Raw genomic sequence first — 19,074 nt, forward strand, 5'->3', positions numbered from 1 at the left:
GAAGCGCACCCGCAAGAGCCCGCGGATATTAGCTTGCCAGGCAAGCGTCGACTAAGCCATGCAGCGTGCACGGGCCCTCCCGACGGGAAACGAAAAAGCCCGGTTTAAAACCGGGCTCGAACAAACACGCCTATTGACAATGGCTTTCTCATATTAGAGGGGTCGACGCCGTTAAGGCATTGACCCCTTAATCGAAGTAACGGCGCTGCCCAGCTATCCACAACTTGGGCTGCCGTCGACCTTATTCTACCCACGGACATTGAGTTTAACAAATGGTTTTTTCGGTAGCGAAGCCTCGGTCCCTCAGCCGCTCAGCACCTGCTTCCTACTCCAGCCACCATTCCATATCCACGGAGCACTCGACCTCGATAGGCTCTGGCTCCAGCACCGTCTCCTCGGAGCCTCCGGACGCCCCATCGGGAGCACACGCGGCAACACAGCATGTTCGACCATAGCCCGCCGCCCGACTGTTATACGAGATATGCTTGACGCCGCCCAGCATAGACCCCGCCGCAACGGCAAGTGCCTGCGCGTTGCCGCGAGCACGTTCAACCGCACGGGCAATCAGGGCGTCTTCCGCCGCGCGCTGATCCGCCAACTCAAATCGAATGCTCATGTCGGGATGTGACTCGCAGGTATTGAGTGCGGTCCACACAGCAGCAAAGTCAGTCGAATCGACAGGCGCGGCAACCGTACCGTACGCATAGTAGTTGTAGCCCACAATCGTCGCCTTCTTGCGCGTCATCTGCGCATAACAAGTGTACCGACAGCATGTTAATTCGCTATCCAAACCAAAGGGCGCCAGCGCGGCGGCTACGCGGGCGCGATCGGTGTTGTAATCCTCCAGGCACGATTCCTTGGTGGTGCGGCGACCACCAAAGCCAATGCTAAAGATCACGCGGTCGAGCATAACCTCGTCCTCTATCTCGGCGCCAACGCTCACATAACCGGTCTTATCCGTTGCCATGACATCCGTCCTTTCCACGAATGGCTACGTTGCGGTAAGCGTAGCCACCCGTGCGGACACAAAAATGGGATGCTGTGCCACGCGCGCCAGGCACGCGCCATGCAGATGGCCCCAAGAGAGTCGCCCGCTCTATTCAAATGGATGAAAAATTGAGGCCCGGTGACTTGAATCAGAGGTCATCCCGGGCCCATCAGAGCTCGTAGAGCTCTTGGTTGCTTTGGTCTCGCTCTTCACGGCGCTTATCGAACTTTCCGAGGCACTCAAGCAGCATTCGAAGCATAACAAGTCGCTGCCATTAAGGCACCGACCTCTTGACCAAGCAACGGCGTTTCCCAGCTCTCCAGAACTTGGGCTGCCGTCAACTTTATTCTATCCGCGAGCATCTGGTTTACCAAATGGATTTTCGGTAAAGGAAGCACGGCACGCCCGCAAAACCACTACGCCCCAAGTGCCGCCATGGGGATCACCGCCACGCCGTCGTCGCGTGTGTAGGCAATGCTCCCCTTTCCAACCACGACCGCCAAAAACGCCGGCGCGGCATTCTGGGCGGCAGGATTGGAGAGCACTTTCCTCTCCAGCGCCTTGAGATTTCTCGCTCCATCGTCTGCTTACGCATCACTCAGCTTGACCTCGATGGCTCCCATCCGCACAGGTCCTCGGTCAGCTTGAGCCTGTTGAAGAGATCCAGGTGCGCAGCGATGGTCCTCTCGTCGGGGCCCGTCTCACCGTACGAGGCGTCCTTTATGAGCGTCTTGTACGTGACAGCCTGGCTCTCGTTCATGGCAAGAGCTCGCAAAAGGCCGTGTGCAAGCTCGGGCGATCATGCGATATACGAAATTACGCCATTCTCAATGCTGTTTTTACGCCGTTCTCAATGTAGTTTTTACGCCATTTTCATTGTAGGTTTTACGCTTGGCATCCTTAGCGCGACCCATTCCGAGCAATCACATCAGAGCGCGCTTGGTTATCTCCGCTCGCACATCTCGGCAAACGAAATCAGCTTGGTATCTCCCCTGCTCGCCGCAGCTTCCTGACATCCTTGCGTAAAGCCACGCTTCGAGAAGATCACGTAGCTTTTATGCTGACGCCTAAAGAGCTCGCTTCGGTACACGAGCTTTTCCAGAACATCCTCGCCTGCCGGTTCGTTACGCCATTTGCACTCCGCAAAGAGCGCCGCGCCCTCTCCGTCGTCGACAATCAAATCGATCTCTTCCTGCGTACGCGTCCGATTGTCCGTTCCCCACCAACGGCCAACTGTTGCCGGCACCACACCAAGTTCGCCTGCGCGTGCGAGTTCGTACACGTATTGTCTGCATATAAGCTCAAAGACCGTACCCATGTAATCCGATACGTGCGGCTCAATGCGCCTATACGCCATCTCGGCCATATCGTTTTGAATCAGCCCAATGTTCTGCGGCACAAACTTGTACCAGAACCTAAACATCTGGTCGCTCAGCAGATACACGGCTCGCTTATTGCTCGTCTCGTTTAGGGGCAGCTCGCGCTCGACAATCCCAAGCGACGCCAGCTTATCCACATAGCTCTTTACGTTGCTCGCAGGGATTCCCGTAGAGCTCGCAATCTCCGAGATCCTCGAGCGTCCCTGGGCAATTGCTTGCACGATCGCATCATATTGCTCGGGATTGCGGCACTCTTGCAATAGCAGGTTGCTCGGCTCCTCAAAGAGATAGCCCGTAGGAGTAAGAAAAAGACGTTTGATGTTGTCCTTGAGCGGTGCGACAGGATCAACTTTCTCGATATATGCAGGAATGCCACCCGTCATGCCATAGCAAACCGCAGCGTCTTCGCGACCCATGCTCTGCCACAGGCCGAGGCTCGTCGTAAAATCGAGCGGCATGATCTTAAACTGGGCCGTACGCCTACCGTATAGCGGACTCTCGTAGCCCAGCACCTGTTCCTCCATAAACGAAAGCGACGACCCGCACAGGATAAGCATGAGCTTGGTCTCTTTGTACAAGTGATCGATCTTGTCTTGCAGCAACGAGCTGATCTCGGGATTCGATTGGGCGAGATAGGGATACTCGTCAATCACGACAATCAAACGTTCCGTGCGAGCCATGGTGGCCAACGCATCGAATGCTTCGTCAAAACTGCGAAACGACACGCCTGCAGTACCAACCGAGCCTGCAAGTATCGCCTGGCTAAAGCCGTGCAGGTTTGCCTCTGCATTGGTGCGACGAGCTTGAAAGTAAATAGCCTTCTTGCCTTGGATGAACTCTGTGATAAGGCGCGTTTTGCCCACGCGACGGCGGCCGTAAATCACAGGCATCTCAAAGGAGCCCGTGCCATACAGTCGATTGAGCTCGGACATTTCCGCTGTTCTTCCGATAAACATGGGGCTATCCTTCCTTTACGTTATAGCTAGCTATATTATACCTTCCTATAATATAGCTAGCTATAACGTAATTCGACAATCGCGCACGCAGAAGGGGCGGCACGCCACCGCACGTGGACCGTTCCGGAAAATGTATCCCGTTCTGGAGCCAAAAACTGGGCCGTAGTTTCCGCCAAGCATCCCATCCGGAAAGCGCGTCCCGTTCCGAGTGGCAATTCCGGGTCACAGTTTCCGCAGATACAAGACGACGATCCTCCGCCCTTATCACATGCCTTCAAATATGCGATTCAGAAACACAAAACAGCAGATAGAATGCTCTTTTTCAAAAAAGTTCACGTCCCGAATCTTACCAAGACTTCATATCTAGCTACCGTTCAAGGTCGCCGATTACCGCCCACCGATTCGGATGTAAAAATGTCGCCGAAAACAGGCCATCTACCTGCATGGTTAGATTTTGGTCAGCTTTTGGTCAGCTGAGCGGCAAGTTCCAGCTGATACGTTTTTGCTACCCAAAAGGAGGCGGTAGCTCATGACCCATTGCAATGACCAGCTCATCGACCAACTGCTCACTCAAGCCGAACAAGAGGGGCGCTGTCTGATTCCCCCGAGCACGGCGATCCGAAAAGCGCTCCTTCGGCGCACCGGCGGCACGGTTGTCTCGCCCATGCCGGGGTTGTTTGCGCGAAAAACGCGCTGGGATGAGCTCAACCGGGCGCAGCGTCATTGCGAGATTATTCGCGCCCTTGCGATCATCCACCCCGATTGGACGTTCTGCTCGTTTTCGGCAGCTTGCCTGCTGGGGCTCGAGGTCTCGTGGCGACACCTGAATGTCGTGCATGTCTGCAGTACCACCAAGCCGTCGGCTCGTCCGGGCGCACATATTCAGCGGCACCAGATTGAGCCGGCCGGAGCAAAACGCAGAGCCGGCATATCGGTAACGCCGCCCATCCAAACGGTTACAGATTGCCTGTTGCAGACCGGTTTTGCCGACGGCATGCCCATTGCCGATTCGACGATCTCAAAGCTCGGCCTTGCGCCGGAACAGCTGATGGAGGCCGTGGAGCAACGAGCGACTGCACGCAATGGTCGCGCGATTCGTACGGCTCTCACAACGCTTCGATATGCCGACGCCCGCGCCGAGAGCGGCGGGGAATCGGTCGCCCGAGCCGTCATGATCGAGACGGGCTTTGCGCCCGATTGGCTTCAATACGAGCTGACGGACCCCTTCGATTCGGCCAAGCCCATACGAACGGACTTTGCCTGGGAGCGCCAGGCGCGGGAACTCACGCTGGGCGAGCTCGACGGGCTCATCAAATATACCGACCAGACCATGCTGGCCGGACGCACCACCGCCGAGGCGCTCGTTGCCGAACGACAGCGCGAGGCGCACCTATCGCTCTACGGTCACCCTCTGCTGCGCTTTACCATCAGCGAGGTCCGCTCGGCAGGAGTGCTCGCCAAAAAGCTACAGACGGCAGGCATCCGGCAGACCGCGCTGCCGACATGGCTCAACGAGGTGGACCTGTAGGAGCTGTTGAGCTTATGCCCGCCTGCCCATCAAACTGGGGCACACTTTCCAGTTGGCGGCACCGCGGAAACCATATCTCAGATTGAGTGCTCAGAATGGGATGCGCCTTCCATATGGCATACCTAGCGGAAACCGCGTCCCGGAATCAAGGCCCAGAACGGGACACGCTTTCCGGCTGAAGCGCCCAGCGGAAACTGCATCCCGGAATAGACGCTCAAACTGGGACGCAATTTCCGCTGAGGTTCCATCCGGAAACTGTGTCCCACTCCGAGCGTCAATTCTGGGATGAACTTTCCGCCAGAGGGTTCAGCCGGAAACGGCATCCCACTCTGAAGCGAAATTCTGGGACGCAGTTTCCGGTTGAGGGCTGTTCCGGAAAGCGCATCCCATTCTGAGCGCCAAATCCGGGACGCAGTTTCCGTATGCGGAGGCGCTCCAAACAAAAGGCCCCGGCTCGCGATGGAGTCGGGGCCAAAGGCGCAGCGTATGTAGTTGATGCTCAGCGCGAACAGCCCATCAGCAATGACTGTCCGCGCCCTAACCTAACCGCGGTGACGAGCGCGGCTGTAGGGCGTATCCACCATGGGCAGATCCGGACGCAGCTTACCGTCAAACGCGCGGTAGGCGTTCTGCACGGCGGGCGCCGTGGGGATCGTTGCGATCTCACCGATGCCCTTGCCGCCGTATGCCACGGGCAGCAGCTCGTCCTTCTCCACGTAGATGGCGTGGATATCCGGTATTTCGGGCGCACGGAACAGCCCGAGCGTGCCGTACCTTGCCTGGGGTACGCAGTCCTTGAGCGGCCAGTCCTCGGTAAGTGCGTAACCCATACCCATGAGCACGCCGCCTTCGATCTGACCCTGGATGGAGATGGGGTTGACCACCTTGCCGGAATCGTGCGCGGCATAGACCTCGCTCACGCGACCGTCATCATCCAAAATGACCACATGTGTGGCAAAGCCGTAGCAGATGTGGCTCTTGGGGTTGGGAACATCCGCACCCAGCTTGTCGGTCGGCTCCAGGTACACGTAGCCAAACTCGCATCCCTCGAGCGCCTTGATGGCTGTCGCGGGATCCTGAGGATGCATGCCCTGGCCGGCGACGAGCTCCTGCGTGTGCAGCTGATAGGCGCGACCGTCGTCGTACTCGATCTTGACGCCGTCGCCATGCGCGCTCACCGGGGCGGTAGGCGCAGGCTTGCCGGCCTCGATGCCGACCATGGCATCGCGCAGCAGGAAGGCGGCACCGCGCACGGCCTCGCCGGTCACGACCGTCTGACGCGAGCCAGACGTGGTACCGGAGTCGGGAGCGTTCTCGGTGGAGCACTCGCCGTTGGCAATGCAGCTCAGCGGCAGACCGCAGGCCTCGGCAACGTCCTGCAAAAAGACGGTGTTGCAGCCCTGGCCGATGTCGGACGTGGCGGCATAGACCACAGCCACGCCGTCCTCGATGCGAATCTTGCAGCGGCCGGCATCGGGCAGGCCAACGCCCACGCCGGCGTTCTTCATGGCGCAGGCGATGCCGGCGTGTCCGGGATGCGCATAGTAGGCATCCTTGACCTCGAGCAGCGTCTCCTTCAGCGCCGTGGAGCAGTCGGCAATCTGGCCGTTGGGCAAAACCTCGCCCGGCTCGATGGCGTTTCGGTAACGAATCTCCCACGGATCCAGGCCGACCTTCTCTGCCAGCAAGTCGATCAGGCTCTCGAGCGCAAACTCGGACTGGCAAACGCCAAAGCCGCGGTACGCGCCGGCGGGCGGGTTGTTGGTGTAGTAGCCAAAACCGCGAATGTCGGTGTTCTGGTACTTGTAGGGGCCGACGGCATGCGTGCAGGCGCGCTCGAGCACCGGGCCGCACAGCGACGCGTAGGCGCCGGTGTCAAAGTTGATCTCGCAGTCCAGACCGGTAAAGTTGCCCTCGGCGTCGCAACCCAGCGTAAAGGTACCGTCCATGGCATGGCGCTTGGGATGGAAAGCGAGCGACTCGGCGCGCGTGAGCTTGCACTTCACAGGACGCTGGAACTTATATGCGGCGAGCGCGGCCAGGTGCTGGATCGAAACGTCCTCCTTACCGCCAAAGCCGCCGCCCACGAGCATGGTCTCGACGACCACGCGCTCGGGCTCGTTGTCCCAGCCAAACATGTGGGCACACTCTTTGCGCGTGTCGTAGGCACCCTGGTCGGTCGACTGCACCTTGACGCCGTTCTTGTACGGGAAGGCAACGGCGCACTCGGGCTCCAAGAAGGCATGCTCGGTAAAGGGCGTGGTAAAGCGCTGCGTCACGGTGAACGCGCTTTCGGCCAGCGCCTTGGCGGCGTCGCCGCGCGTCACATGGCGGCTCTGGCACACGTTGTCCTTGAGCTCCACTGTGTTGCCAAAGGCAAAGAAGCTGTCATGCAGGCGCGGGGCGTCGGCGGCCCTGGCCTCGACAATGTTGCGCACAGGCTCCAGCGGCTCGTAATCGATCTTTACGAGCTTCTTGGCCTTCTCGAGCGTCGCTTCGTCCTCGGCGACCACCAACACAATGGCATCGCCCACGCAGCGGGTGATATCGCCTGCCGCAATCATGACGTCCCAGTCCTGGATAAGGTGGCCGACCTGGTTGACCGGCACGTCCTCGGCGCGCAGGATGCCCACCACGCCGGGCAGGGCCTCGGCCTTGGAGGTGTCGATGGAGAGCACGCGGGCGCGCGGATACTTGGAGCGCACGGCGCTGGCATAGGTCAGGCCCGGCTGATCGAGCTCGTCGATGTCGTCGGGGTACTTGCCCTCGCCGAGCACCTTCTTGCGCACGTCGATACGAAAGGCGCGCTTGCCCACGCCGTAGTCGTCGCCGCGCTCCAGGTCCTCGTCAATCTGCTTTTCGCCGCGGAGCACCGCTGCGGCCAGCGAGATGCCCTCGATAATCTTTTTGTAGCCGGTGCAACGGCAGACGTTACCGCGAATGGCGTATTTGATCTGCTCCTCGGTGGGCTCGGGGTCCTCGGCGATGAGCGCTGCACCCGCCATGACCATGCCGGGGATGCAAAAACCGCACTGCACGGCGCCCACGGCGCCAAAGGCGTACACAAAGGCCTCGCGCACGTCCTGGGGCAGGCCCTCGACGGTCACGATGTTGCGACCGGCGGCAAGAGCGGTGGTCAGCACGCACGCCTTGACAGCCGCACCGTCCACATGAATGGTGCAGGTACCGCAGGCGCCCTCGGAGCAGCCGTCCTTGGCGGAGTGAATGTGCAGGTCGTCGCGCAGGTAGCGCAGCAGCGGTTTGTTTTGAGTCGTCGTGCGCTCGACGCCGTTAACGGTAAAAGTGAATTCCTGTGCCATGGTGATTCCCTTCTACACGCCGGCGGCGATGCCGGTGCGGTCGTGGATGGCGCCATGCGGGCAGACGACGGCGCACATGCCGCACGACAGGCAGTCCACGCCGTCGATATGGGCGCAGTTGTCCTCGATGCGGATAGCGCCGGCAGGGCACTTTTTGGCGCACATGCCGCAACCGATGCAGCTCGTGTCGCAGACCTTGCGCGCAATGGCGCCCTTATCGGTGTTGTTGCAGCGCACCAGAATGTTCTGGTAGCCGGGGACGAAGGCAATCACGCGCTGCGGGCACGCCATGCCGCACAGGCCGCAGCCCGTGCACTTGGAGCGATCCACGCGGGCGATGCCATCGACCAGCGAAATGGCGCCGTGGGGGCAGGCCGTGACACAGGCGCCACAGCCAATGCAGCCTTCGCTGCAGCGGGCGTCGCCGCCTGCGGAGGCGCAACCGCTTCCGCAGGCAACGTAGGCCACGTTATGTTGAATGGATTTGGCCATAAGAGACTCGCCTATTTCTTAAGAAGGTACGAATAGTTGTCGCGCACGGCCCTGATGGTCAGGCGGACGGCCTCGGGAAGACCGGTGTTGACGGCATCGACCGAGACGGTGCGGACCGTGCCGGCGACGCGGACCTTAAAGTGGTCCTCGTCCACAGCCAGGAAGCCCTCGTTCTCGGAGTTCTCCATGTCCTGCTCGCTCCAGAACAGGGTGAGCTTGTCCTTGTAGGGACGACCCTCCTGGTAGGGGCAGAACACGGCGCAGTTGCCGCACTCGTTGCACATGCCGTCGACATGGACGACCTGATGCTTGGCCAGGCCCGGCACCTTAATTGCCACGTTGGCACGGTTGGGGCACACATCGCAGCAGACCTCGCACACCGAGCCGCAGCCCAGGCAGCGAGTCTTGGTGCAGTTGCGCTTGTCGCGGCACAGCGACCCCTTGCGCTCGTAGCAAGTGTCCTCGCGACCGGTCTGAGCATTCTGGTCGGCGTACTTGTTAAAGTCCACGCCGGCGATGGCACGGGCGACCTCGGCGGCGTCGGCAATAGCCTCGACCACGGTGGCAGGACCGCGGCGGCAGTCGCCCGCAGCCCAGACGCCCTCGACGCCGGTGGAGGTGGCGGCAAGGCGACCGCGACGGTCGTGCTCGACGCCCGCGGCATCGTACAGGCTGGCATCGATGCCCTCGCCCACGGCGCAGATCACCGTGGTGGCGGAAAGCTCGACGGTCTCGCCCGTGGCGACGGGGCTGCGACGGCCGCTTGCATCCGGCTCGCCAAGCTCCATGACGTCGCAGGTCAGCACGGCACCGTTGAGCGCCTTGGGCGCCAGCAGCTCGCAGAACTCAACGCCGTCGGCAAGAGCAAGATCAAGCTCTTCCTCGTCAGCGGGCATCTGCTTCTTGGTGCGGCGATACACCAGGCGCACGTTCTTCACGCCAGCCAGACGCTTGGCCACGCGGGCCGCGTCCATGGCGGTGTTACCGGCGCCAATGACCACGACGTCCTCGCCCAGCTCGAGTTTCTCGCCCTTCTTGGCGGCCTCGAGGAACTCCAGCACGTCGAGCTCGGCACCCTCGCCCAGGCCCGCAGAGCCGGGCATCCAGGCACCGGTGGCCACGACCACGTCGGTAAAGCCTTGGGCCTTGAGCTCGTCAATGGAATCAACGCGAGCGTTGAGCTGCACCTTGGCGCCAAAGGCCAGGCAGAGCTCTGCGTCGTGGGAGATATCGTCGCTGGCGATACGGAACTCGGGGATCACGTGACGGACCACGCCGCCGAGAGAGTCGCGGGCCTCGAAGATGGTGACGGGCACGCCGGCACGCGTCAGGAAGAACGCCGTCGCCAGGCCGGCCGGGCCGCCGCCGATAACGGCAACGTTGCGCTCGCCGTCGTTTGCGATGGCCTGGGCGCGCAGCTTGGGCAGCACGGCGGTCATGGCCTCGCGGGCGGCCTTGAGCTTGCTGGCGCGAATCTGGGCGCCCTCGGGCTCGTAGAACGCACGCTCGCAGGCACGGCCGCAGGGATGCGGGCAGATGGTGCCGGTAATGAACGGCAGGGCGTTGCGCTCGATGATAATGTTGAGCGCGTCCTCGTAGCGACCCTCGTCAACAGCCGCCAGGTAGGCGGGAATATCCTGCTGGATGGGGCAGCTCGTGCGGCACGGCGTGGTAAAGCAGTCGGAAAGCGGGCTCTTACCGGCGACCTTGCGATCGGGCAGCGGGCGCAGCGGCTTCTTATAGAGCGGGTTGGTAAGCGAATCGACCTGGATCGCGGTCACGGCGTCGAGAGAGACACCCTCAAACGGCTTGCCGTCCAGATCGGTAAACTCGCCGGCCATCTGGCTAAAGCGCTCGTAGCCACCAGGCTTGAGCACGTCGGTCGCCAGGGTGACGGGCCAAATGCCGGCATCGTACAGGGCGCGGATGTTGTAGACCGTAGCACCGCCGGAGTAGCTGATGCGCAGCTTGCCATCGAACTGCTCGGTAATGCGGCGGGCGGCCTCGATGGTCAGCGAGAACAGCGAACGGCCCGACATGTACATCTCGGTGGAGGGCAGCTCGTTCCTCGTCACATCGACGGGGAAGGTGTTGGTGAGCTTGACGCCAAACTCCAAACCGCGCTCGGCGCACAGGGCAATCAGGCGCTCGAACATGGGCACGGCATCGGCCCACTGCAGGTCCTCGCGGAAGTGCGTGTCATCGAAGACGATGTAGTCAAAGCCCAGCTCGTTGAGGCGCTGGCGGGCAAACTCATAGCCCAGCAGCGTGGGGTTGCACTTGATGTAGGTGTTGAGGCCCTTCTCGGTGATGAGGTAGGTCGCGATGCGCTCGATCTCGGCGGGCGGGCAGCCGTGCAGCGTGGACTCGGTAATGGAGTTGGAGACGCGCGCCGGGATGGACTCGACAAACGCAGCATCGACATGCTCAAACTTGTCCAGGTTAGCGAGCGCCCACGTGCGGCACTCGTTCCAAACCTCGGAGCCGCTGGCGTCCTTCATGCCCTCAATGTACGCATCGACCTTGGGGCTCTTAATGCCCTCCAGGTCATAGCCCACCGACATGTTGAAGACAAAGCCGTCCGGGCTGCCCAGACCGTACTCGCGAGCGATCAGGTGGCAGGCAAACCATGCCTTCACGTACTCGGCAAAGGCCTGCGGAACCTCGAGCTCGGTCGACCACTCGCAGTTGTAGCACTCGTCCTGCGCCACAATGCAGGGCTTGTTAACGCACTTGGAGAGCTCCTCGCCGTCCATAACCTGAACGGTCTTAAGCTCAAAGAAGCGGGAACCGGCCACATAAGAGGCCACGATGTTCTGGGCAAGCTGCGTGTTGGGACCGGCGGCCGGGCCAAACGGAGTCTCGATGCGCTCGTCAAAAATGGGAAGCGCACCCTCCTGGTTGGTCGTGACCATCTTGCGCACGCCAAAGACGGCGCCCTGAGTCTTGTGCTCCTCGATGATCCAGTTCATCAGCTGCGAAAACGGGATCGGCCTCATGATGTCGCTCATAATGAGCTCCTCTCTGTAACGCCCGGCGAGACCGCGCGGCGGGCGCAAATACGGTGTAGCGCTAGCACAGCGCCGGCGACCCCGCGGAGGCCGCCTATACGCGCGTCGGATGCGGCGAAACATCCGACGCGCGTGAATCTACTTGTAATTAGTAGGCGCGATCGTTGAGCGTGCTCCAGAGCTTCTTGGACTCAGCCATGGTCCACGCGTTGATCTTGTCCTCATCAATCCCAACGAACTCGCGATCCTTGTACAGGACGCGGCCGTTGATGATGGTGGTGCGGCAGTTTTTGCCCATCATGCCAAAGAGCATGTGGCCGTCGATGTTCTCCTCGCTCAGCGGCGTAAAGGGCTTGTAGTCCATGACGATGACGTCGGCGGCAGCGCCGGCCTCGAGCACACCGAGCTTGCGATCGAAGTACTTGCTCGCCATCTTGGCGTTGTTCTCGAACAGCATGGTCATGGCCTCGCACCAGCCCACGTTGGGCATGGCGGCGTTGTGGCGCTGAATGATCAGGAAGACCTTAAGGCTCTCGAGCATATCGTGGGTGTAGGCATCGGTGCCCATGCACACGGGAATACCGCGGCGGAAGAACTCGAGCACGGGGGCGCAGCCCACGGCGTTGCCCATATTGGATTCGGGGTTGTTGACGAGCCAGGTGCTGGACTCCTTGACGATATCCATCTCGGCAGGCGTCACGTGGATGCAGTGGCCCAGCATGGTGTCGGGACCCAGCAGGTTGTGCTGCAGCAGGCGCTCGACGGGGCTGATGCCGCCGCGGTTGAGGCGGGAATCCCACACGTCGTTCATGCCCTCGCACACATGGATGTGGAAGCCGGTCAGGCCGTTGTTGGCCTCGGCCATCTTATCCATGGTCTCGTCCGAAAGCGTAAAGGTGGCATGTCCGCCAAACATGGCGGCGATCATATGGTTGTCGTTATCGCGACGCTCCTTGGCGGCCCACTGGGCAAATTCGGCGTTCTCGGCAATGGCCTGGTTGCATTTTTCCTGGCCGCGGCGATCGGAGACCTCGTAGCACAGGCACGAACGCATGCCCAGCTCCTGAGCTGCATCCTTAATGGTAAAGAGGCTTCCCGGGATCTCGCAGAAGCTCGCGTGGTGGTCGAAGATCGTGGTGACACCATCGCGAATGGAGTCCAGAATCGTGGCATAGGCGCTTGCCTTGGTGCCGTCGAGCGTCAGATTGTCGTCGATCTTCCACCACTGCTGCTCAAGATTCTCCAGGAAGTTGGTGGGGTTGCAGCCCTTAATGGCAAGGCCGCGGGCCAGACCCGAGTAGATGTGGGTGTGGCAGTTGATGAGTCCGGGCATGATGAGGTTGCCCTGGGCATCGACGTACTCGGCATCCGGGTACTTGGCCTTGAGCTCGCACTCGGGACCTACTTCGACGATCGTATCTCCGTCAATGGCGACCGCACCGTTTGGAATGAACGGGGCCTGAGCATTGCGGGTAAAGACGGAACCGTTAGCGACCAGAAGCATAAATGCTCCCTTCAACATCAGGGGCGGGGTTTGACACCTCTGACATGGCGGAGTGCGAAGCGCCGGCCTACACCGGAAACGGGCCCTCTCCCGTCAACGCTTCACCAAAGGGACAAACCCTTTGAAGTGCGGCTTGGCGCCGCATGACGTCGGCGGACGAGGCGATGCGCCCGCCGACGAATAGCACCGAATTGGTTACTTCTTGCTCTCGGGCAAGACCAGATCCACGGCAGCGTCCTTGGCAGCATCGATGTGCTGAGCCACGACCGGCGTCTGCGGAAGAATCAGGTTAAGGACAATGGCCATGATGGCGGTGGGGGTTACGGCATTGGAGCCGATGACGGTGGGCACCCAGGTGGGCATACCCTCGCCGGCAAGGCAACCGCTGGCCATCCAGATACCCAGGCCAAAGACGACGGAGGTACCGACGATGGTGGTAGTGCGCTGCGTGAGGCCCTCGCGGGTGAACATGCGCACGCCGTTCATGGTGATGGTGCCAAAGACGCCGACGGTCGCGCCGCCGATGACGGGCTGCGGGATAGCGGAAAGGACGGCAGAGAGCTGCGGGAACAGGCCGGCGATGGCAAAGACGGCCGCGATGATCACAAAGACCCACTTGTTGACGACCTTGTTGGAGCAGATGATGCCCACGTTCTGGCCAAGGGCGCTGGTGGGAAGACCGCCCAGCAGGCCGCCGACCATAGAGGTGAGGCCCTGGGACACGATAGCGCCGGAGAGCTCGCGCTCGGTGGGCATACGGTCGATGGAGCCCAGGCAGGCGGCAGAGACGTCGCCGATAACCTGGATGGCAACCATGGGGAACACGACGGCGAGGGTAATGCAGACCTCGGGATCAAACTCGAGCGCATAGGGCATGAGCTTGGGAAGGGCGAAGACCTGGGCGGTGGCGACGCTGGAGAAGTCGATCATGCCAAAGGGAATGGAGACGATCATACCAACGATCATGCCAAAGAACACGGATCCCAGCTTGAGCGTGCCCTTGCCAAAGTTGGCGAGCGCAAAGACCACGGCGAAGGTGATAAGAGCGACGCACCACGCCTGCGGGGTGCCCCACAGCGGCGTACCCATACCGCCGGCCATGTACTTGACGGCCGTGGGATAGAGAGAGACGCCAATGGAGAAGATGACCGTACCGGTCACGACGGGCGGGAACAGCCACTTGATCTTGCTGTAGGCCAGACCAAAGAGGACCGCGACGGCACCGCCGACAATCTCGCCGCCCAGCAGCGCGCCAAAGCTAAAACCCGAGGCACCCATGGCCTGCAGGGCCGGCAGGAACGCGAACGAAACGCCCATGACGATGGGCAGGCCGCCGCCGATACGACGGAAGGGAGCGAAGGCCTGAAGGGCCGTATCGATCGCCGAAAGAATGAGCGCGACCTGGATGATGTCGGTGCTCTGCTGGCTATTAAAGCCGTAGACGCCGGCCATGATGACCGCCGGGGTAATGATGCCGGCAAACGATGCCAGTACGTGCTGAAGGGCACACGGGATCATTTCCTTAACGGGAGGCATGCCTTCGCGAGTGAACAGGGCTTCAGTGCCGTTCGTAACCGTCTCCTGGGTCATTTGACCACCAATCCTCGAAGTAGTTGTTTTCGCATCTAACGCTCTATTGTGACGCAGTGCGGGGTTGAGGTTGTGCCTTCATTGCATATCGTATTAAAGATGATTCTCATTCTCAATAATAATTTTTTGTTATCAGACTATTCTTCAGCTGAAATAACGCATTTCCGCAGGTCAGGAAAGTGTCTGGTCAAAATACCATCTAACTTTTCTTTTGGTCAACCGTTTACCGCTAAATTCCTACCGTTCGTCTGCATTACGCAATGTACCTGCGGATATACGAGATGATGGGCAGCGTGTTACCATGAGAAAAAATTGTTATGAACATTTCCGATTTCACCCAAAGGAGTTGCCCGTGAACGAGACCGTACGTCGCTTTTTGCCGATGGTCGATTTTCTGGAGCAGATACTCGGCAAAAACAGCGAAATCGTGCTGCACGATTTCTCGGATCCCGACCACGCCATCGTTGATATTCGCAACGGCATCGTGAGCGGCCGCAAGGTCGGCGGTCCCGCCACCGATCTGGCACTCAAGATCATGCACGACGCCAAGTATCGCGACCTGCCGTTTATTACGGGCTACGAGGGGCGCGGTGCCGGCGGCAAGACGTTGGAGTCAGCGACGTACTTTATCCGCGAGAATGACGAGATCGTCGGTATGCTCTGCGTCAACACCGACCTCTCGACCGTGCGCTCCATCAACGCCATGGCGCAGCAGCTCATGGCGTGCTTCGACGCGGCGCCGACGCGCACGGAGCCCGCCCCTATCGAGGTCGAAAGCCTTTCGGAGTCTACACAGGAGCTCATCGACCGCAGCATTGCCGAGTTGCTGAGCGCGCGCGGGCTGGATGTAGCGTCGCTTGGTCAGAGCGACCGCGTGGACGTCATTCGCCACCTCAACGGTAACGGGGTGTTCATGCTCAAGGGCGCCGTGGCCTGCGCCGCCGCCGCGCTGGGCATCTCGGAGCCCAGCGTCTACCGCTACCTGCAAAAAGTCCGCAAGGAAGGCTAACCCGCTGATTACTTGGGAGCGGAGGAAAACGGATCATTTTTGTCGCATCGCTTGACAAAAGACCCTGCAGCTTGCACTGCAGGGTCTTTTTGCATGCCATGTTTAGTTGTGGTCAACGCCTTAGAGAGCGGCGACGACCTCGATCTCGACCAGACCGCCGGCCGGAAGGGCGGCAACCTGGAAAGCGCTGCGCGCGGGGAACGGAGCCTCGAACTTGGAGGCGTAAATCTCGTTCACGGCAGCGAAGTCGGCGATGTCGGCCAGGTAGACCGTGGTCTTGACGACATCGGCAAAGGTGGCGCCGGCAGCGGTCAGCAGAGCCTCGACGTTAGCAAGGGACTGCTTGGCCTGGGCCTCGACGCCCTCGGGCAGCTTGCCGGTTGCGGGGTCGATGCCCAGCTGGCCGGACAGGAACACCATGTTGCCGGTCTGGATACCGGGGGAATACGGGCCGATGGCTGCGGGTGCGTTATCGGAAGACACGACGGTCTTGCTCATGTTTTTCTCCTTACGATCAGATAGAGAGCGTGAGCGCGGCGTTCGCACCGGGAGGCACAATTCGGTCTGAACACCGCGCTTGATTTGGGATAGTACTCAAGGTTTCCGCGCGATGCAAGATTATTATCACGTTGCGAAAATATTTTATCGTCCAACGGTTTCCCCGGACCGCTGAACGGTTCTCATGTGAAGCAGCCAGTCCAAGCTGCTGAAGACTTTATCCCGCTTAGAGCACGGGCATCGCCCGCCGCAACAGCACCACTATACTTTTGAGTATCTGAGCATTTTGAAAGGCAGGATATGACCGCAACCGCCAGTCGAACCACCAACCGCAGACCCGAGCTTTTGGCGCCCGCCGGAGGGCCCGAGCCCTTTGCCGCCGCACTCGCCGCCGGGGCAGACGCCATCTACTGCGGCATGGGCAGCTTCAACGCCCGCCGCAAGGCCACCAACTTTACCGACGAGGCCTTTGAGCAAGCCTGCCGCGCCGCACATCTAGCCGGGTCGCGCGTCTACGTCACGGTCAACATCGTCATCAAGCAGTCCGAGATGAGCGATGCGCTGCAACTCATCCATCGCTGCTCCACGCTGGGCGCCGATGCCTTCATCATCCAGGACTGGGGCCTGTTCTTTGAGGTCAAGCGCACGATGCCCGGCATCGAGACGCACATCTCAACCCAAGCAAACATCCACGACGACCGCGGAACCCTTTGGTGCCGCGAGCAGGGCGCCGACCGTGTGACCCTCTCGCGCGAGCTTTCCATCGACGAGATTGCCGCCATTCACGATGCCGCGCCCGATGTGGACCTTGAGGTCTTTAGCCATGGTGCCATCTGCTTTTGCTACTCGGGCCTGTGCCTGCTTTCGAGCTTTGCCATGGCGGGACGATCGGCCAACCGTGGCATGTGCGCCCAGCCCTGTCGCCTGCCTTACGAGCTGATCGACGAGAACGGCCGCTCGCTCTCCCCTGCCGGTCGCGAGCGCGCGCTGTGCCCGCGCGACACCAACACGTCGCAGCTTGTTCGCCGTCTGTATGACGCCGGCGCCGCATCGCTCAAGCTTGAGGGCCGCATGAAGGCCCCCGATTACGTGTATTCCATCGTCGACGTGTATCGTCATCAGATTGATGACATGCTTGCCGATGTTTCGACCTCTAAGGATGAGGACGCCGCTCGCCAGCGCCAACTCAAGCGCTGTTTTAACCGCGACTTTACGCACGCCTATCAAGACGGCACCTCGGGCGACGAGATGATGAGCTACGAGCGCTCCAACAACCGCGGCCAGATTGTGGGCACGGTGCTGGGCAGCCGTCTAGCCAACCACGATGTACGCGGACTCAAGCCCGACGACCGCCGTCGCCGCGCCGCCATCGCCCGCATTGAGCTGTTTGAGCCCGTGGGCAAGGGCGACCTGCTGGAGCTTCGCCACGATAACGAGTTTGACCAGTTCCTGACCACCATTGCCGCCGATGATGCCGCCGCCGGCGATGTCATCGAGTGTCGCGTGCCCCGTAGCATGCCCGAGGGCTGCCGCGTGCGCGTGATTCGAAGCCAGCGCGCCATTGACGCCGCCGGCGCCGCGCTCAAGCGCGATGTGCTGCGCCGCCGCGCCGTAGACGTGTCGGTTGTGGCGCGTCTGGGCGAGCCGTTTGCCGTTACGCTCACCTGTTGCGACGATCCTTCGCTTACGGCCACGGCCACGGGCTTTACCGTCGAGGCTGCCAAGACCCGCGCCGTCGAGGCATCCGATCTGGTTGAGCACGTCGGGCGCATGGGCTCCTCTCCCTTTGAGGCCGCAAGCTTTGACGTTTCGCTCGACGCCGGCTGCGGTATGGGCTTTTCCGCCGTGCACAAGGTGCGCGCCGCCGCTTGTAAGGCGCTGGAAGAGGCCATTCTGGCACCGTACGAGGAGCGCGCGAAAACACTCGAGCTGCCGGCGATTGTAACCAGTGATTCCCGCCCCGCGCTCGAGCACTACCGCGATGAGCCGCAGATCTGCGCCACCGTCACCTCGCTCGAGGCCGCCGAGGCCGCTCGCGCCGAGGGTGTAACGCGCATCTATATGACCACCGATGCGCTCGAGGCCGCCGGTGTCTCCCCCGCCGATGCATTTGAGCAGGACATCGTACCCGTACTCGACGAGGTCTGCCGCGCCCTTGACCACGTACGCGTCGATCCCTGGATCAATGCCGGAGCCACCGTCGCCGTCGGCAATATCTCCGAGCTCGCCGTAGCCGCGCATGCCGGCGCCACGGCCGAGATTCGCTCTTGCCTACCCGTGCACAACACGCCCTGCATGGAGGCGCTCGCCGATCGCGGAGCCGGTGCGTTTTGGCTCTCGCCCGAGATCACGCTCGACGAGATTGTCTCGCTCGGCGCCGCCGCGCCCGCGGCTCTGGGCATCACCGTCTTTGGCCGCCCGCGCGTTATGACGAGCGAGCACTGCATCCTGCAGGTGGCCAATGGCTGCATCCACGATTGCGCCAACTGCCGCCTGCGCGCCCGCAAGCTGTCGCTCAAGAATATCGACGGCAAGGTCATGCCCGTGCGCACCGACATCCATGGCCGCTCTCGCTTGTACGACGCCTACCCCATCGACCTTACGCCGCAGGTACCGCAGTTGCTCGACGCCGGCGTCCGTCGTCTTATGGTCGACGGAACCTTGCTCGAGGCCGATGAGATTGGCCGTGCCGTCGCTCGCGTCCGTCGCGCCGTCGAGGCGGCTCAAGCCGGCCGCAAGCCCGCCGCCCGCCTGCGCGGCGCCACCTCGGGCTGCATGTTTGTGGGAATTAGCTAACCG

General features: G+C 61.2%; 13 protein-coding genes. 3 read left to right on the top strand and 10 right to left on the bottom strand.

All coding sequences use genetic code 11. The annotated features are described in order from the left end of the window. Positions 1-325 precede the first annotated feature (325 nt). The 4 genes from KSY82_RS08230 to KSY82_RS08245 form a co-directional block, all read right to left on the bottom strand. Complete coding sequence (locus tag KSY82_RS08230; RefSeq protein ID WP_217750884.1) at positions 326-967, bottom strand: SIMPL domain-containing protein; 642 nt, start codon at positions 965-967, stop codon at positions 326-328. Positions 968-1,404: 437 nt separating this feature from the next. Then, a complete protein-coding gene (locus tag KSY82_RS10490) occupies positions 1,405-1,533 on the bottom strand; it encodes a hypothetical protein (protein WP_303246705.1) in 129 nt (42 codons plus the stop codon). A gap of 53 nt (positions 1,534-1,586) precedes the next feature. Continuing rightward, positions 1,587-1,748 (bottom strand): hypothetical protein, encoded by a 162-nt coding sequence (locus KSY82_RS08240; protein WP_161144910.1) that lies wholly within the window; start codon positions 1,746-1,748, stop codon positions 1,587-1,589. Between the two features lie 183 nt (positions 1,749-1,931). Further along, positions 1,932-3,323, bottom strand: a complete 1,392-nt coding sequence (locus KSY82_RS08245) for an ATP-binding protein (protein WP_217750885.1) — start codon at positions 3,321-3,323, stop codon at positions 1,932-1,934. 529 nt (positions 3,324-3,852) lie between these two features. On the opposite strand from KSY82_RS08245, the gene KSY82_RS08250 reads away from it, so the two are divergent. Beyond that, the gene (locus KSY82_RS08250) at positions 3,853-4,851 is read left to right on the top strand and encodes a hypothetical protein (protein ID WP_217750886.1); all 999 of its coding nucleotides are present in this window, start codon (positions 3,853-3,855) and stop codon (positions 4,849-4,851) included. Between the two features lie 542 nt (positions 4,852-5,393). Here the strand turns inward: KSY82_RS08250 and xdh are convergent. From xdh to KSY82_RS08275, 5 genes are all read right to left on the bottom strand, one after another. Beyond that, entirely contained in the window at positions 5,394-8,171 is a 2,778-nt protein-coding gene (gene xdh / locus KSY82_RS08255; RefSeq protein WP_217750887.1) for a selenium-dependent xanthine dehydrogenase, read from the bottom strand. Positions 8,172-8,183: 12 nt separating this feature from the next. After that, positions 8,184-8,663, bottom strand: coding sequence for a 4Fe-4S binding protein (locus tag KSY82_RS08260; RefSeq protein ID WP_217108322.1), 480 nt, complete (start codon positions 8,661-8,663; stop codon positions 8,184-8,186). Positions 8,664-8,674: 11 nt separating this feature from the next. Then, on the bottom strand, positions 8,675-11,674 hold the full coding sequence (gene ygfK, locus KSY82_RS08265) for a putative selenate reductase subunit YgfK (RefSeq protein ID WP_217750888.1): 3,000 nt from the start codon (positions 11,672-11,674) through the stop codon (positions 8,675-8,677). A 148-nt stretch (positions 11,675-11,822) separates the two neighbouring features. After that, positions 11,823-13,178, bottom strand: coding sequence for a putative aminohydrolase SsnA (gene ssnA / locus KSY82_RS08270; protein WP_217750889.1), 1,356 nt, complete (start codon positions 13,176-13,178; stop codon positions 11,823-11,825). A gap of 195 nt (positions 13,179-13,373) precedes the next feature. Further along, complete coding sequence (locus tag KSY82_RS08275; RefSeq protein WP_006235052.1) at positions 13,374-14,768, bottom strand: uracil-xanthine permease family protein; 1,395 nt, start codon at positions 14,766-14,768, stop codon at positions 13,374-13,376. A 352-nt stretch (positions 14,769-15,120) separates the two neighbouring features. Here KSY82_RS08275 and KSY82_RS08280 point away from each other — a divergent pair, with 352 nt between their 5' ends. Next, complete coding sequence (locus tag KSY82_RS08280) at positions 15,121-15,777, top strand: helix-turn-helix transcriptional regulator (RefSeq protein WP_233506175.1); 657 nt, start codon at positions 15,121-15,123, stop codon at positions 15,775-15,777. Positions 15,778-15,897: 120 nt separating this feature from the next. Here KSY82_RS08280 and KSY82_RS08285 read toward each other — a convergent pair whose 3' ends face one another. Beyond that, positions 15,898-16,275 carry a RidA family protein gene (locus KSY82_RS08285; protein WP_089572469.1) on the bottom strand — a complete coding sequence of 126 codons (378 nt, stop codon included), beginning with the start codon at positions 16,273-16,275 and terminating at the stop codon, positions 15,898-15,900. Positions 16,276-16,575: 300 nt separating this feature from the next. Here KSY82_RS08285 and KSY82_RS08290 point away from each other — a divergent pair, with 300 nt between their 5' ends. After that, positions 16,576-19,071 (top strand): U32 family peptidase, encoded by a 2,496-nt coding sequence (locus KSY82_RS08290; RefSeq protein ID WP_217750890.1) that lies wholly within the window; start codon positions 16,576-16,578, stop codon positions 19,069-19,071. The last annotated feature ends 3 nt before the right edge of the window (positions 19,072-19,074 follow it).

The organism is Collinsella aerofaciens, assembly GCF_019131995.1.
Lineage (GTDB): Bacteria > Actinomycetota > Coriobacteriia > Coriobacteriales > Coriobacteriaceae > Collinsella > Collinsella aerofaciens_S.